Annotated in this window: 14 protein-coding genes and 1 pseudogene; 8 read left to right on the top strand and 7 right to left on the bottom strand. The window is 58.2% G+C overall.

What is annotated here, in order from left to right:
- Positions 1–48 precede the first annotated feature (48 nt).
- Together ACYZTW_RS13945 and ACYZTW_RS13940 are read right to left on the bottom strand one after the other, a co-directional pair.
- Entirely contained in the window at positions 49–525 is a 477-nt protein-coding gene (locus ACYZTW_RS13945; protein WP_462005356.1) for an MEKHLA domain-containing protein, read from the bottom strand.
- 81 nt (positions 526–606) lie between these two features.
- Positions 607–1,488: a LysR substrate-binding domain-containing protein gene (locus ACYZTW_RS13940; RefSeq protein WP_462005355.1), complete on the bottom strand. Its 882-nt coding sequence runs from the start codon at positions 1,486–1,488 to the stop codon at positions 607–609.
- Between the two features lie 139 nt (positions 1,489–1,627).
- Here ACYZTW_RS13940 and ACYZTW_RS13935 point away from each other — a divergent pair, with 139 nt between their 5' ends.
- Positions 1,628–2,659, top strand: coding sequence for a D-cysteine desulfhydrase family protein (locus ACYZTW_RS13935; protein ID WP_462005354.1), 1,032 nt, complete (start codon positions 1,628–1,630; stop codon positions 2,657–2,659).
- Between the two features lie 409 nt (positions 2,660–3,068).
- On the opposite strand, the pseudogene ACYZTW_RS13930 reads toward ACYZTW_RS13935, so the two are convergent.
- Positions 3,069–3,227: pseudogene (locus ACYZTW_RS13930) on the bottom strand (FKBP-type peptidyl-prolyl cis-trans isomerase); the annotation flags it as partial.
- A gap of 130 nt (positions 3,228–3,357) precedes the next feature.
- Here ACYZTW_RS13930 and ACYZTW_RS13925 point away from each other — a divergent pair.
- Together ACYZTW_RS13925 and ACYZTW_RS13920 are read left to right on the top strand one after the other, a co-directional pair.
- Entirely contained in the window at positions 3,358–4,590 is a 1,233-nt protein-coding gene (locus ACYZTW_RS13925; RefSeq protein ID WP_462005353.1) for a colicin E3/pyocin S6 family cytotoxin, read from the top strand.
- 15 nt (positions 4,591–4,605) lie between these two features.
- The gene (locus ACYZTW_RS13920; protein WP_462005352.1) at positions 4,606–4,845 is read left to right on the top strand and encodes a pyocin S6 family toxin immunity protein; all 240 of its coding nucleotides are present in this window, start codon (positions 4,606–4,608) and stop codon (positions 4,843–4,845) included.
- Between the two features lie 106 nt (positions 4,846–4,951).
- On the opposite strand, the gene ACYZTW_RS13915 is transcribed toward ACYZTW_RS13920, so the two are convergent.
- On the bottom strand, positions 4,952–5,290 hold the full coding sequence (locus ACYZTW_RS13915; protein WP_462005351.1) for an FKBP-type peptidyl-prolyl cis-trans isomerase: 339 nt from the start codon (positions 5,288–5,290) through the stop codon (positions 4,952–4,954).
- Between the two features lie 185 nt (positions 5,291–5,475).
- On the opposite strand from ACYZTW_RS13915, the gene ACYZTW_RS13910 reads away from it, so the two are divergent.
- The gene (locus tag ACYZTW_RS13910; RefSeq protein ID WP_462005350.1) at positions 5,476–6,549 is read left to right on the top strand and encodes a diguanylate cyclase domain-containing protein; all 1,074 of its coding nucleotides are present in this window, start codon (positions 5,476–5,478) and stop codon (positions 6,547–6,549) included.
- Positions 6,550–6,554: 5 nt separating this feature from the next.
- Here the strand turns inward: ACYZTW_RS13910 and ACYZTW_RS13905 are convergent, their stop codons facing one another.
- Together ACYZTW_RS13905 and ACYZTW_RS13900 are read right to left on the bottom strand one after the other, a co-directional pair.
- Positions 6,555–7,019, bottom strand: a complete 465-nt coding sequence (locus ACYZTW_RS13905) for a hypothetical protein (protein ID WP_462005349.1) — start codon at positions 7,017–7,019, stop codon at positions 6,555–6,557.
- Between the two features lie 100 nt (positions 7,020–7,119).
- Positions 7,120–7,428, bottom strand: a complete 309-nt coding sequence (locus tag ACYZTW_RS13900; protein WP_462005348.1) for an RcnB family protein — start codon at positions 7,426–7,428, stop codon at positions 7,120–7,122.
- 150 nt (positions 7,429–7,578) lie between these two features.
- Between ACYZTW_RS13900 and ACYZTW_RS13895 the strand changes: the two genes are divergently transcribed.
- The 3 genes from ACYZTW_RS13895 (at position 7,579) to ACYZTW_RS13885 (ending at position 10,443) form a co-directional block, all read left to right on the top strand.
- Positions 7,579–8,184, top strand: coding sequence for a DJ-1/PfpI family protein (locus ACYZTW_RS13895; protein WP_462005347.1), 606 nt, complete (start codon positions 7,579–7,581; stop codon positions 8,182–8,184).
- Between the two features lie 156 nt (positions 8,185–8,340).
- Entirely contained in the window at positions 8,341–9,645 is a 1,305-nt protein-coding gene (gene tcuC, locus ACYZTW_RS13890) for a tricarballylate/proton symporter TcuC (protein ID WP_462005346.1), read from the top strand.
- 21 nt (positions 9,646–9,666) lie between these two features.
- Positions 9,667–10,443 (top strand): substrate-binding domain-containing protein, encoded by a 777-nt coding sequence (locus ACYZTW_RS13885; RefSeq protein WP_462005345.1) that lies wholly within the window; start codon positions 9,667–9,669, stop codon positions 10,441–10,443.
- On the opposite strand, the gene ACYZTW_RS13880 is transcribed toward ACYZTW_RS13885, so the two are convergent.
- A complete protein-coding gene (locus tag ACYZTW_RS13880; RefSeq protein ID WP_129444896.1) occupies positions 10,433–11,338 on the bottom strand; it encodes a LysR family transcriptional regulator in 906 nt (301 codons plus the stop codon). The genes ACYZTW_RS13885 and ACYZTW_RS13880 overlap by 11 nt on opposite strands.
- Positions 11,339–11,620: 282 nt before the next feature.
- Here ACYZTW_RS13880 and ACYZTW_RS13875 point away from each other — a divergent pair, with 282 nt between their 5' ends.
- Positions 11,621–13,432, top strand: a complete 1,812-nt coding sequence (locus ACYZTW_RS13875) for a monovalent cation:proton antiporter-2 (CPA2) family protein (RefSeq protein ID WP_462005344.1) — start codon at positions 11,621–11,623, stop codon at positions 13,430–13,432.
- Positions 13,433–13,464: the final 32 nt, after the last annotated feature.

The raw sequence follows: 13,464 nt of genomic DNA, 5'->3' as shown, positions 1-13,464 counted from the left end.
TGACAAACGATGCTTCATTTCCTAAATGCCCAGCAGGCCACATCGAAATCAATCAACCCGACCAACACGCTCCGCATCCGGCCAGAACAGCGCCGCCTGCCCCCGATGTTCGCCATGCTGATCGATCAGCGTCCAGACTTTGCCTTCATGAATCATGAAGGCATTGCCGTCCTTGTCCACCCGATAACCGCTGTAGCCATGAGCAATCCCGTTGGCCGTGACCTGCTCCAGCAACGACTGGCGCATGGCTCGGTCCAGTGGCGAAGCGCTGAACCGTGACGGCATGCCGAGGAACTGCGAACGAGGGTATTCGAAACAGGCCAGCGTCTGTTCATTGGCGTAGAAGAAGCATGGATCGGCTTCGGTGCCGTGGGCCAACAGGCTGTAAGGCGCGTGCGCGTGCAACCAGTGCAAGCGCTCAGGTCCGGTCAGCGATTCAGGGGCTGGCAGGCGTTGGCCGGTCCAGCGCCGGTAAGCCTCGTCCAGCAGTTGAACAACAGCTGCATATTCGTTGATTGGCGACACGCGCCCTCCCACACAAAGGCGTTGGTTTTTGATGCAACGTAGCCTATCGAAACCTTCCTGAAAAATCCGTATTCGCAACGATCACGCCAGTCGCTGCACAACAAAATCGATAAAAGCTTTCAACTTGGGCAGTGATTTACGCGAGCGTGGATACACCATCTGCACCGGCTTGGGCGGCGGAGCATAGGCGTCCAGGATCCGCACGAGTTCGCCTTTGGCCAAAGCAGCCGACACCAGGAAATCGGGCTGCATCAATATCCCTTCACCAGCCACGGCCGCCTGCAGCAGTACCTGGCCGTCATTGCTTTTCAACACCGCCCCTTCAGGCCAGGGAACCTCGCTGGCACCGTTTTTCAAAGGCCAGGCAAACCGGTTGTTCCAGGACGTGTGGGTGAGGATTCTGTGTCGGTGCAGGTCTTCGGGGGACTGAGGTTCCTGCCATTTTCCCAGATACCGGGGCGATGCGCAGATCACCATTCGATACGGTGGCAGTGGCTTGGCCAGCAGATTGACGCCGATCAGTTCGGAGATCCTGAACGCCAGATCGAATGACGTCTCGTACAGGTCCACCACTTCGTTGCTCAGAATCAGTTCGACCTGGATCTGCGGATAATGCTGCATGAACTCCGACACCAGAGGACCGACCAATGCCACGCCGAGGGTCATCGGCGCGGTGATTCGCAACAGACCGCTGGGCTCGGGGCTCGACGCCTCCACCCGACTGAATGCGTACTTCACCTGTTCCAGTGCCCGCTTGGCCTCTTCATAAAACAACCGCCCCTCCCCGGTGATGGATTGCCGCCGGGTAGTGCGTTGAATGAGTTGGGTGTTGAGGGTTTTCTCCAGGCTCTGGATATGCCGTCCAACCATGACCGCCGACATGCCGATTTCACTGGCCGCATCGGCGAAGCTGCCCGCCTCGACCACGGCGACGAAAACTTCCATTTGCCTGAGTTTGCTCATGACCATGCCTTGTGAAGGGAGGAAACTAAAAGCTTGATTAAGTACATCAGGTTAAAGGAGTAATAACCGGCAATGCGTTTATCACGAAGGGCTTTCTCCATAGAGTCACTTTATTAAAGTGAACAACGAGGCTCCATTGATGCAAACCTTACTGGACACGTCACTGAGTTCTTTTGCGCGGGCAGACCTTCTGCAAGGCCCCACGCCCATTCAGCGCGCCGATCGCCTCGAACAACTGCTGGGCTTGAAGTCGCAGGGAATCGGCCTGTTTCTCAAGCGCGATGATCACATGCTGGTTGGCGGTGGCGGCAACAAATTGCGCAAACTCGAATTCCATATCGGCGCGGCGCAGCAGGCTGGGGTCGACACGGTGATTACCGTGGGCGGCATTCAGTCCAACCACGCGCGCCTGACCGCTGCGGTATGTGCCCGTCTGGGCTTTGCCTGCGAACTGATCCTGACCCGCTCGGTTCCTAAAAACGATGTGGATTACGAACTCAACGGTAACGTTCTGCTCGACCAGTTGTTCGGCGCACACCTACAGGTGCTTGCCGGGGGCAGCGACTCACTCGCCGAGGCCGAGAGACGGGCCGCGCAACTTCGGGAATCAGGGCGCAACGTGCTGGTGATTCCCACCGGTGGCTCAACGCCTCTTGGCAGTCTCGGTTATGCGCGCTGCGCAGCGGAGATCGCACAGCAGGAGACGGAACTTGGCCTCACCTTCAATCAGGTCGTGGTGCCCAACGGCAGCGCCGGCACCCACGCCGGGCTCGCGGCGGGCTTCCAGTTGCTGGGCCGAGGCACCTCGATCGTCAAGTCCTATTCGGTTTTGTCCGATCAAGACACGTCGGCAACCAGAACCCGACAATTGACCCAAGACGCATTGGCGCTGCTGGGCAGCAACGCCGTTGTGAAGGCTGAAGAAATTGCCATTGACGGCAGTCAGTTGGGCGACGGCTACGGTCTGCCGACACCCGCCATGCAGGAAGCGGTGCGCCTGATGGCTCGCGCCGAAGGCCTGTTGATCGACCCGGTGTACTCCGGCAAAGCGTTCGCGGGCCTGTTGGCCGATCTCAGGCAAGGACGCTTCCGTTCCGGGGACAACGTGTTGTTCGTGATGACCGGCGGAACACCGGGTCTGTATGCCTACCGGGAGACCTTTCAGCCCTAGCGGTCAATCGTCGCGGGGCAGTACTTCCTGCCATTCACTTCTCTCGATTGATTTTCCTATTGAGAGAAACACGTGCATTTGTACCAACAGGACGAGTTTCAGACCCGTCCTACAGCCATAGGATGCAATCCTGAGTTTTCACCAAGATATGAAAAACGCTCTGATTAAAGCTAAAAAAGTCGATAACAAGGGCAACGTTCCAGGAGTAAAAAAGTGGGCCTTCTCTACCAGGATCCATCAATGAGCCACGAAGTTCCCCTCATTGGAAGGAGTTGTTATGGACACCCTTGACGACATCGACGCATTCACCTGAATCACCGTGGCGTAGTGACTTGATCAATGTTCCAAAAAAAACCGCCCTCTCTGCGAGCAGATAGGGCGGTTTTTGTCATGTCAGCTCATACGCCAATCAATCATCACGTGTCAGCACTTCCAGCAATTCAATCTCAAAGATCAGGTTCGAATTCGGCGTGATCGCACCCATCGTCCGCTCGCCATAGGCCAAATGCGCGGGCACCCACAGCTTGCGTTTGCCGCCGACCTGCATGCCCATAATCCCCTGACCCCAGGTATTTCGGCAATGACATAGACACAGGAAACTGGAACATGGCAATTAGGACATGTCCTACAGCCAGCGTTGGAGCCCCCCTGTAATGTCCCGTTGCCCCAGCCTCACGCTGGAACTTGAAAGGACGCTCATGGCTCGCAATAAAGACATACCACGGGTGCAAAACCCACCGTCAGGGGACGGACACCACATAACCAGCCGCTACATGACCGCCACCGAATTAGCAGAGCGAGACGCCAGACAAAAATCCTACGACGACATGCTGGCTCGACAACAGACGTATGAAGACCGTTTTATCAGCAAGCCTCAACCGCAGAACCGTCCCAGTTCCATGGGGTGTGTATTCACCAAAAGCTGTAACCTCCCAGACGGCGTAATCAATCACGACAACGTAGCGGGGTTTGTTCCCGTTGAGAAGCTGGCCGACTATGGAAAATTCTCCCTGCTGGGAGGCCGCGAAAGGGATGCAGCAGGGAACATCCCTCTCAAAAAAATCAGTGGCAGCGCGTTGCCTGCTGCACTGGGAACGCTTCTCTTAGGCGAGGCCAGTCCTGCTGGTACCGGGACTGCTGCAACGGGGGCTGCAAGTGGTGCGGGCATAGTGACGGCTAGTGTTGTTACTGGTGCATTGGTGGGAGTGGTTGCACTGTTGTGGCCGTCGAGTCTCGGTGACAGCAGCCTGTACACGGACGAACAACTCAAATCGCTCAAGCTAGGTCGTACACGTCTTCGACTACACGTCGAGCAACAAGCCGATGGCACCTTGAAAGGGTACGGGTACAACACCCAGAAGCGCCGCGACTGGGAAATGATTCCTGTAGTGCAGTTCGTTGCACAAGGCTCTCAGCAAGTGGCTGATTTTGGTGGTAACGTAACACTGATATGGACGCCAGCGGTTGATCCGTCCAGCACTTCAGGTATTCCTCCACTAGAGGGTGCCCCGCAAGCCCCGCAAATCTTGATTTATCCGCCTACTGAACAGGCAGATAACATCAGCGTCAATCCGATTTACCCCCCAGAATACAAGGACTTCATCCTTGTTTTCCCGGCTGATTCCGGTGTGCAGCCGCTATATGTTGTGGTTTCAAGACCTGCTGGTAATGGTGATATAAAGTACCACAGGCCACCGCAGGCATTACCTGCATTCCCTGATGCCCTTCCTGTTAAATCAAAAAGCAGTGTTCAGGGCGGCGGGGGTAAGCGCAGTCGGTGGAAAGACCGGAAGGGGCGAATATATGAATGGGACAGCAAGACAGGCGCAATAGAGATCTATGACAAGCAAGGTAAGCATCTTGGCGAGTTCAACCACGAAACAGGTGAACAGATAGACCCCGCAAAAACCGGCAGAACCACCGAGAAGTAAATTAAGAGGCTATTTATGTTTTTATGGATTAGTGGATTTTTAAAAGATAGTGACGAGGACGACTCCTTAAAATACGATCTTACAGTTCGACCTGAGTTTGAAGTCGCGGTAATGGATGTTCTAGGTTGGAAAAATCTTGATGAAAGCGCGGATGGGGAATGGCTACTGACTAGCGAGCAAGTCCAACAAGTCGCTATAGCTCTCAATGAGCAGTTACCAACTGAACTGGACCTCTTCATAGGGGTGCGGGAGTAAATACGGCAGACACACTTGATGATATCGAGGCGTTCAATCAACTTGCCAAATCAACATCAAAAGATCGCACATTGCGATCTTTTGACTTTCAAACCCAAGTCAACAATCACTCATCCCGCGTCAGTACTTCCAGCAATTCAATCTCGAAAATCAAATTCGAATGGGGGGGAATGCCCCCCATCGTCCGCTCGCCATAGGCCAAATGCGCAGGCACCCACAGCTTGCGCTTGCCACCAACCTGCATGCCCATAATCCCCTGATCCCACCCTTTGATCACCCGACTAGTGCCGATCACGCACTGAAAAGGCTTACCACGGCTGTAGGAAGAATCGAATTCAGTGCCGTCTTCCAGCCAGCCACGGTACTGCGTGGTGATCAGCGCGCCTTTGACGGCGGCTTTGCCGTCGCCCACCTGGATGTCGATTACCTGAAGCTCGTCATTCATTGCATGCACTCGTGTGTTCGTTTGCCCGAAAGGCCTAATGGGCGCCGTTTTCCCAGATTTACAGTCGATTGGCAACCATTCCGATCGCCTGGCGAAGGGTTTAAACCTGTTTACCACGGTGACCGTGAACTAAGATAAGCAACACTTACCCGTACGGATCAACGCGCCATGACGGCAATTTCTGAATGAATGTGGTCTGGACCAGCGCAACCATCGGCTCACTGATGCTTGCCCTGATCATCGCGTTGATCTGTCGCGAGCGCTCGCTGCAAAAGCAGTTGGCCGAGTATCGCGTGCTGGTCACCAGCCTGACAGATGGCCAAAATATCCACCAGGATGGCGACGCCGAACGCTTCAAGCGCAGCCAGTACTTCGCCCGTATCGGCACGTGGGACTGGGATGTCGACACCGACAAGCTCTACTGGTCGGACGCGATCTACGGCATGTTCGGCTTCAAGATCGACGAAGTAACGCCCTCCTACGCCCTGTTTTGCTCATGTGTTCACCCCGACGACCGGGCCAAGGTCCGGGCCGGGGAATTGCGTTGCCTGGAAACCGGCGACAACCATGACGAGGAATACCGGGTGGTCTGGCCCGACGGCACGATCCGCTGGCTTCGGGAAACCGGCAATGTGGTCAAGAACGACCACGATGCAACGATCAAGATGATGGGCGTAGTGCGCGACATCACCGAGGAAAAAGCCTCCGCCAGCTACCTGCAACACCTGGCCCACTTCGACCCGCTGACCGGTTTGCCCAATCGCCTGGTGCTCGAGGAGCGTCTGTCCGAGGCGCTGGAACAGGCGCGCATCAGCGCCACGAGGGTTGCGCTGGTGTTTGTCGACCTCAACGGTTTCAAGGCAATCAACGACCATTACGGCCATGCCGCCGGCGACCGGGTACTGATCACCACCGCCACCCGACTGAAGAAAATCCTGCGTTCAACCGATACCGTCGCCCGGATCGGTGGCGACGAATTTGTAGTCATCCTTCAAGGCCTGCCCCAGGGCAACAGCCTGCAAGACGAAGCCCGCACCATCTGCCAGAAAATCTTCGTCGAACTGTCGCCACCGGTGACTATCGGCAATGATCAACGGCACATCGGCACCAACCTGGGGGTCGCGGTGTTCCCCGACCATGCGCCGAGCATGGACCGGCTGATTCATATTGCGGACCTGGCGATGTATGAGGCGAAGCGCAGTGGGAATAATCAGTATCGGTTGGGCGAGCAAACGATGATCCATAGCCGGGTCGATTGACCCGTTCAGTCCTTGTGCTGACCGAAAGGAATGCCGTTAAAGGTGTGGGTGCAGCAATGGCAGTAAGGCGTCATGCGTTCGGCTGCCAGCTCAGGATTGACGATCCGCAGACACCCTTGATCATCGACATACAAGCCACTGAAGTAGCTCGACTCTCCCAGACACACCTGCTCCTTCCTTTCGTTTTCATGCAGAGCCACCATCCAGAACACCGGTTCAGGCCGATCGAGGCGGGCCACCGCTTCGCTGAACACTTCATCCCACTGCCTACCGACGCGGGACAGCAAAAACCGGAACAGCGGTGTGTAGTCGAATCCGTGCCGACGAGTTCCATGCATCGAACCCCGTGGCGCATCGTTTTGGATTTCAATCTTGGTATTGCGCTGATGCCGGTAATGCCCGGTAATTTCGTTACGCCAGACACCCCAAGTGCGGGTATTGACCTTGCGGTAGAGGGGTTTCTTTTCCAACGAGTCGCTCCTGACATCCAGCCAATGAAATCGCCGCCGAGCTTTACCGGAACCGCTGACGATTTCAATCAGCCTTCAATGGCCAAATGTTGCTTGCGGCCTAACGCTCCACCGGCGTGATATCCACAATCGTCCCGTTAGTAATCATCACCATCATGTACTTGTCGTTGATCTGCACCCACTGCGCCTGAGCCTTCGGCGCTTTCAAGCCTTTCTGCTTCCAGTTGCTCAAGGCCTTTTCGCTGCGCTGGTAAACGTCCGGGGCGCGGTCGCCGACCACTAACTCCCGGGTGTTGTTGACCCCGGGCTGGACGGTTTTTTGCGGTGGGTCATCCGCTTGAACGATCGGGCTGATACCGGCAACGCCTGCAGCCAGGGCCAGGGCGGCGATGAGGGTTTTGCTGTTCATGGGGTGATCCTCCAGTGATGTCGTGGTACCGAACTCCGACTGCGCTCGCGATAAATCATTCATTACTGTTGCGACAATTCTGTGCCGAACTGTACGGGGGACTTGGCGCAGCGTCAGCGTAGGCTGCGAAAAAAACCATCGGAATTCGCCATGCACATCGCCATTCTGACCTTTGACGGTTTCAACGAACTGGACTCCCTGATCGCCTTCGGCATGCTCAGCCGGGTTTCCCTGCTCGGCGACAAGGAGTGGCGCGTGAGCATTGCTTCGCCAACGCCGCGGGTCACATCCATGAACGGTTTGACCATCGATGCCCACATCGACCTGGTCGAGGCCTGTCAGGCGGATGCAGTGCTGGTAGGCAGTGGCCGGAAGACGCGCGAAGTGGCCAGCGATCCGGCGATCATGGCGCAGTTGCGCCTTGATCCAGCGCGGCAACTGCTGGCGGCCCAATGTTCCGGCACCTTCCTGTTGGCCAAACTCGGCTTGCTCGGCCAGGCACCCGCCTGCACCGACACCACCAGCAAACCGTGGGTGCAGGCGGCGGGGGCCAACATCGTTAATCAGGCGTTCTACGCCAATGGCAACATCGCCACCGCCGGCGGCTGTTTGTCGGCGCAGTACCTTTCGGCGTGGTTGCTGGCACGGCTCAAGGGCACTGAAACGGCGCGGGAGGTGTTGCACTATTTCGCCCCGGTCGGCGAGAAAGAAGACTATGTGGCGCGGGCGTTTGCTCATATCGAGGCCAGTCTGTAATGGCGTAGCCCGCGAATGCATTGATCCGTTTCACGCATTAATGCATGTCAACAATGCAATTAACATATCGATCACCCTGCTCCACTATCCGCCCCAATAAGAACCGTGCGCCGCGTCCAGGCGGTGCACGTCATAAAAGCGGTGGAGTACACGTCTATGACAACATCAACCCAACGGCCCGCGACTTCCGGTCGCTCCCGGGCCAGTGCGATTTTCCGGGTCACCTCGGGCAACTTCCTCGAACAATTCGACTTCTTCCTTTTCGGCTTTTACGCCACGCAAATCGCTGCCGTGTTCTTCCCGGCCAGCAGCGAGTTCGCCTCGCTGATGATGACCTTCGCGGTGTTCGGCGCAGGCTTCCTGATGCGGCCGTTGGGCGCGGTGGTGCTGGGCGCCTACATCGATGATGTGGGCCGGCGCAAAGGGCTGATCGTCACCCTGTCGATCATGGCCAGCGGCACGATTTTGATTGTGCTGGTGCCCGGTTACGAAACCATCGGACTGTTCGCTCCGGCCATCGTGTTGATCGGCCGCTTGCTGCAAGGCTTCTCGGCCGGCGCGGAAATGGGCGGCGTCTCGGTGTATCTCTCGGAGATCGCCACCCCCGGCAACAAAGGCTTCTTCACCAGTTGGCAGTCGGCCAGCCAGCAAGTGGCGATCATTGTTGCGGCGGCGCTGGGCTATGGCCTGAACCAATGGATGGCGCCGACGATGATTGCCGACTGGGGCTGGCGGATTCCGTTTTTCGTCGGCTGCATGATCGTGCCGTTCATTTTCTTCCTGCGCCGCAACCTTGAGGAAACCGAAGCGTTCGCCGCCCGCAAACACCGCCCGAGCATGGGCGAAGTGTTCCGCACGTTGGCGCAGAACTGGGTGATCGTGTTCGCCGGGATGATGATGGTCGCCCTGACCACCACTGCCTTCTACCTGATCACCGTGTACGCGCCGACCTTCGGCAAGACCGTGCTGCACCTGAGTACGTCTGATGCGCTGCTGGTGACCTTGCTGGTGGGCGTTTCGAACTTCTTCTGGCTGCCGATTGGCGGTGCGCTGTCGGACCGCATCGGCCGTCGTCCGGTGCTGATCGCCATGGCCCTGCTGACGTTGGCTACGGCGTATCCGGCGCTGACGTATCTGGTGCAGGCACCGAGCTTTATCAACATGCTGTTGGTGCTGCTGTGGTTGTCGTTCATTTACGGTTTGTACAACGGCGCGATGATTGCCGCGCTGACGGAAATCATGCCGGTTGAAGTTCGGGTTGCCGGTTTCTCCCTGGCTTATAGCCTGGCCACGGCGGTGTTCGGTGGTTTCACCCCGGCGATATCGACTTTCCTGATCCAGTACACCGGCGACAAGGCTGCGCCCGGCTACTGGATGAGTTTTGCCGCGTTCTGTGCATTGTGCGCGACGCTGTATCTCTATCGCCGTTCGACCGGTCGCTTGCAACCGGCGATGTCCTGAACCCTTTGAGAGCACATGACCATGAAGAAGCTATTCAGTTTTGCTGCCCTGACTTTGCTGGTCAGCCTCGGTCTGAGCACCGTCGCCCAGGCCGAAGAGATCCGCGTGATGACCTCCGGTGGTTTCACCGCCGCCTATAAAATCCTCGGCCCGAAATTCGCCGCTTCCACCGGCAACACGTTGGACACCGCCCTCGGCCCTTCGATGGGCAAGGCGCCGGAAGCGATCCCCAATCGCCTGGCTCGCGGTGAAAAAGCCGACGTGGTGATCATGGTCGGTTACGCCCTCGATGACCTGATCAAGCAAGGCAAAGTCGACCCTGCTTCACGGGTCGAGCTGGCTGACTCGCGAATCGGTCTGGTGGTGCGCGAAGGCGCGCCGAAGCCGGACATCAGCTCTGTCGACGGCCTGAAAAAGACCTTGCTCGACGCGAAGTCCGTGGCCTATTCCGACAGCGCCAGTGGCGTGTACATCGAGGAACAACTGTTCAAACGGCTGGGTATCGAAGACCAGCTCAAACCCAAGTCGACGATGGTTCCGAAAATCCCGGTGGGCTCTGTGGTTGCCACCGGTGACTATCAACTGGGCTTTCAGCAGGTCAGCGAGTTGCTGCCGGTGCCGGGCGTGAGTTTTGTGGCGAAGATTCCAGAGTCGGTGCAGTCGGTGACGCGTTTTGCTGCCGGTATTCCGGTGGGCGCGCAACACCCGGCCGAAGCCAGGGCATTGCTGGATTACCTGGCCTCCTCCGCCGCTCAACCGGATGTGAAAGCCACCGGGCTGGACTCGGTCAGTCGCTGACCTGAACTTTCATTTCCACCACCAACCGTTCCAGCTCCAGTGCCGCCGGGGTCAAGGTACGACCCCGGCGCTTGATCAAACCGACACTGCGCATCACCTGCGGATCGGTCAGCGGCACCCGTGTCAGGATCGGGTGATCCGCCGCCGGCATCGCCATCAACGGCACCGCTGCCACGCCCAACCCCGCTTCGACCAAACCAATCATCGTCGTCACATGCCGGGTTTCGCAGATGCTCGGCCGCTGCGGCACGATGCCCGTGAGCGCTTGATCCAGCAGAAAGCGATTGCCCGAGGTCTTGTCCAGCGAGATGTAATCCTGCTGATAAAACTCATCCCACGTCACGCTGCTGCGCCCGGCCAACGGATGATCGCGCCGGCACGCCACCACATAACCTTCCTGTACCAGCGGCTCGAACTCCACTTCCGCCTCCAGGGTGCCCATGAAACTCAGGCCGAAATCCGCCTCGCCGTTGACCACCGCACTGAGCACTTCGTGGGCGCTGGAGTCGAGGACCTTGACCTTGATCCGTGGAAACTGCCGGTGGTAATGGGCGATCACTCGCGGCATGAAGTAGTAAGCCGCTGAAGGCACGCAGGCCACGGTGACATGACCGAGGCGGGTCGAGGCGACTTCGCTGATGCCCAGTAGCGCCACGTCCAGGTCGTCCAGCAGACGCTCGACACTCGGCATAAAACCGCGTCCGGCCTGGGTCAGGCTGACCTTGCGTGTGGTGCGCTCGAACAACCTCACACCGAGGGCGTCTTCAAGCTTTTCGATACGCCGGCTCAGCGCCGGCTGGGAAATGCGCACCGTGTCGGCCGCCTTGCGAAAGCTGCCCTGCTCCACCACGGCGCGAAAGGCTTGCAAGTCGTTAAGGTCGAAGTTGATGGCCATGGTGTGTACTCAGGAACGGGGCAGATTGATCAGCTTATCCTATGAATGTAACCAATTAATGCAAATCTATGTCGCCTGCAAGGCCGCCTTCGCGAGCAGGCTCGCTCCCACATTTGTTCGTGGCGTGCAGAGATACTGTGTCCACCGCAGATCCATTGTGGGAGCGAGCCTGCTCGCGATGGCGGTGTGTCAGTCAACAAGACTTTATGTTCAGGCTGACGCATGAAGCATCACCCTTTATCCTTGTCGCCCCCGCCGTACCGAGTTAATGGAGTTTTTGTCATGCCCCATGAAGGCAACCTGTTGCAAGCCGCTGTCGTGTTTCTGTTCGCGGCGGTGCTCACCGTTCCCTTGGCCAAGCGCCTGCAACTGGGGGCAGTGCTGGGTTATCTGTTTGCCGGGGTGATCATCGGGCCGTCGGTGCTGGGCCTGATCGGCAATCCGCAAAGCGTCAGCCACATTTCCGAACTCGGGGTGGTGTTGCTGCTGTTCATCATTGGTCTTGAACTGTCGCCACGACGTTTGTGGGTGATGCGCAAATCGGTGTTCGGCGTCGGCCTGGCGCAGGTGTTGCTGACGGGCTCGGTGATTGGTGTGCTGGCGTTGGTCGTCTTTGGCCAGCCGTTGAACAGCGCGATCGTGTTGGGCTTGGGCCTGGCGCTATCGTCCACCGCGTTCGGTTTGCAAAGCCTGGCCGAACGCAAGGAACTGACCAGCCCCCACGGGCGATTGGCGTTCGCGATTCTGTTGTTCCAGGACATCGCCGCCATCCCGTTGATCGCCATGGTGCCATTATTGGCGGGCGGCGATCACACCAGCAGCGCTGGCGAAGGCCTCAATCACGGCTTGCGCGTGCTGGGCAGCATCGCGGTGGTGGTGATCGGTGGGCGGTATCTGCTGCGACCGGTGTTCCGGGTAGTGGCCAAGACCGGTTTGCCGGAAGTCTCCACCGCCACCGCGTTGCTGGTGGTGATTGGCACGGCGTGGCTGATGGACCTGGTCGGCGTGTCCATGGCGCTGGGGGCGTTCCTCGCCGGGTTGCTGCTGGCGGACTCCGAATACCGTCACGAACTGGAAGCGCAAATCGAACCGTTCAAGGGATTGCTGCTGGGGCTGTTTTTCATCAGTGTCGGCATGGGCGCCAATCTGAGTCTGCTTCTGAGCGCGCCGATCACGGTGCTGGGGCTGACGCTATTGCTGATCGCAATCAAATTGCCGCTGCTGTTTGTCGTCGGTCGGCTGGCGGGTGGCTTGGGCAAGGTCAGTGCCATTCGCCTCGGCATCGTGCTCGCGGCCGGTGGTGAATTTGCGTTTGTGGTGTTCAAGATCGGCCGCGACCAGGGGCTGTTCGAGCCGCGCCTGTACGACTTGCTGGTGCTGACCATCACCTTGTCGATGGCGGTGACACCGCTGCTGTTGCTGGTGTGCGCGCGACTGGTCAGCCCCAGGGTTCAACCGGTGGTGGTGCCGGAGAAATTCCGCGAGATTGATACCGACACACCGCGCGTGGTGATCGCCGGCATGGGCCGTATGGGGCAGATCGTCGCGCGGATTTTGCGCGCGCAAAACATCAAGTTCGTCGCCCTCGACACCTCGGTGGAAACCATCGAACTGTCGCGCAGCTTCGGCGGTGTGCCGGTGTTCTACGGCGACCCGATGCGCCCGGAGATCCTCAGCGCAGCCAAGGTCGAGCAGGCGGAATACTTTGTCATTGCCACCGACGACCCGGACACCAACATCAAGACCGCCGAAATCGTGCACAAACTCTATCCGCACATCAAAATCATCGCCCGGGCGCGTAACCGTCAGCATGTGCATCGCCTGGTGGACCTTGGCGCCGAGGCCATTCGGGAAACCTATTATTCGAGTCTGGAAATGAGCCGGCGCACGTTGGTCGGCCTGGGGCTGACCCAGGCCCAGGCCGATGCGCGGATCAAGCGTTTCAAGCATCACGACGAGCAGGTGCTGGAAGCCCAGCATGCGATTTATGACGATGCGGCGAAGGTATTGCAGACCGCGCAGGAAGCCCGGGCGGAACTGGCGAGGCTGTTTGAGTCGGATCAGTTGGAGGAGCAGGAATCGGGTAAGGCTTGAGAGCCCCCCCTCACCCTAACCCTCTCCCCAGG

The sequence above is a fragment of the Pseudomonas sp. LB3P25 genome (assembly GCF_054897985.1).
Note: the sequence above shows the minus strand (reverse complement) of the source record. Positions and strands in the feature narration are given on the sequence as shown.

Excerpts from the sequence above, each read along its gene's own strand:
- ACYZTW_RS13880 (WP_129444896.1), bottom strand. The coding sequence starts at position 11,338 with ATGGCCATCAACTTCGACCTTAACGACTTGCAAGCCTTTCGCGCCGTG.
- ACYZTW_RS13915 (WP_462005351.1), bottom strand. The coding sequence starts at position 5,290 with ATGAATGACGAGCTTCAGGTAATCGACATCCAGGTGGGCGACGGCAAA.
- ACYZTW_RS13920 (WP_462005352.1), top strand. The coding sequence starts at position 4,606 with ATGTTTTTATGGATTAGTGGATTTTTAAAAGATAGTGACGAGGACGAC.
- ACYZTW_RS13895 (WP_462005347.1), top strand. The coding sequence starts at position 7,579 with ATGCACATCGCCATTCTGACCTTTGACGGTTTCAACGAACTGGACTCC.
- ACYZTW_RS13910 (WP_462005350.1), top strand. The coding sequence starts at position 5,476 with ATGAATGTGGTCTGGACCAGCGCAACCATCGGCTCACTGATGCTTGCC.
- ACYZTW_RS13900 (WP_462005348.1), bottom strand. The coding sequence starts at position 7,428 with ATGAACAGCAAAACCCTCATCGCCGCCCTGGCCCTGGCTGCAGGCGTT.
- ACYZTW_RS13940 (WP_462005355.1), bottom strand. The coding sequence starts at position 1,488 with ATGAGCAAACTCAGGCAAATGGAAGTTTTCGTCGCCGTGGTCGAGGCG.
- ACYZTW_RS13925 (WP_462005353.1), top strand. The coding sequence starts at position 3,358 with ATGGCTCGCAATAAAGACATACCACGGGTGCAAAACCCACCGTCAGGG.
- ACYZTW_RS13885 (WP_462005345.1), top strand. The coding sequence starts at position 9,667 with ATGAAGAAGCTATTCAGTTTTGCTGCCCTGACTTTGCTGGTCAGCCTC.
- ACYZTW_RS13875 (WP_462005344.1), top strand. The coding sequence starts at position 11,621 with ATGCCCCATGAAGGCAACCTGTTGCAAGCCGCTGTCGTGTTTCTGTTC.
- ACYZTW_RS13935 (WP_462005354.1), top strand. The coding sequence starts at position 1,628 with ATGCAAACCTTACTGGACACGTCACTGAGTTCTTTTGCGCGGGCAGAC.
- tcuC (WP_462005346.1), top strand. The coding sequence starts at position 8,341 with ATGACAACATCAACCCAACGGCCCGCGACTTCCGGTCGCTCCCGGGCC.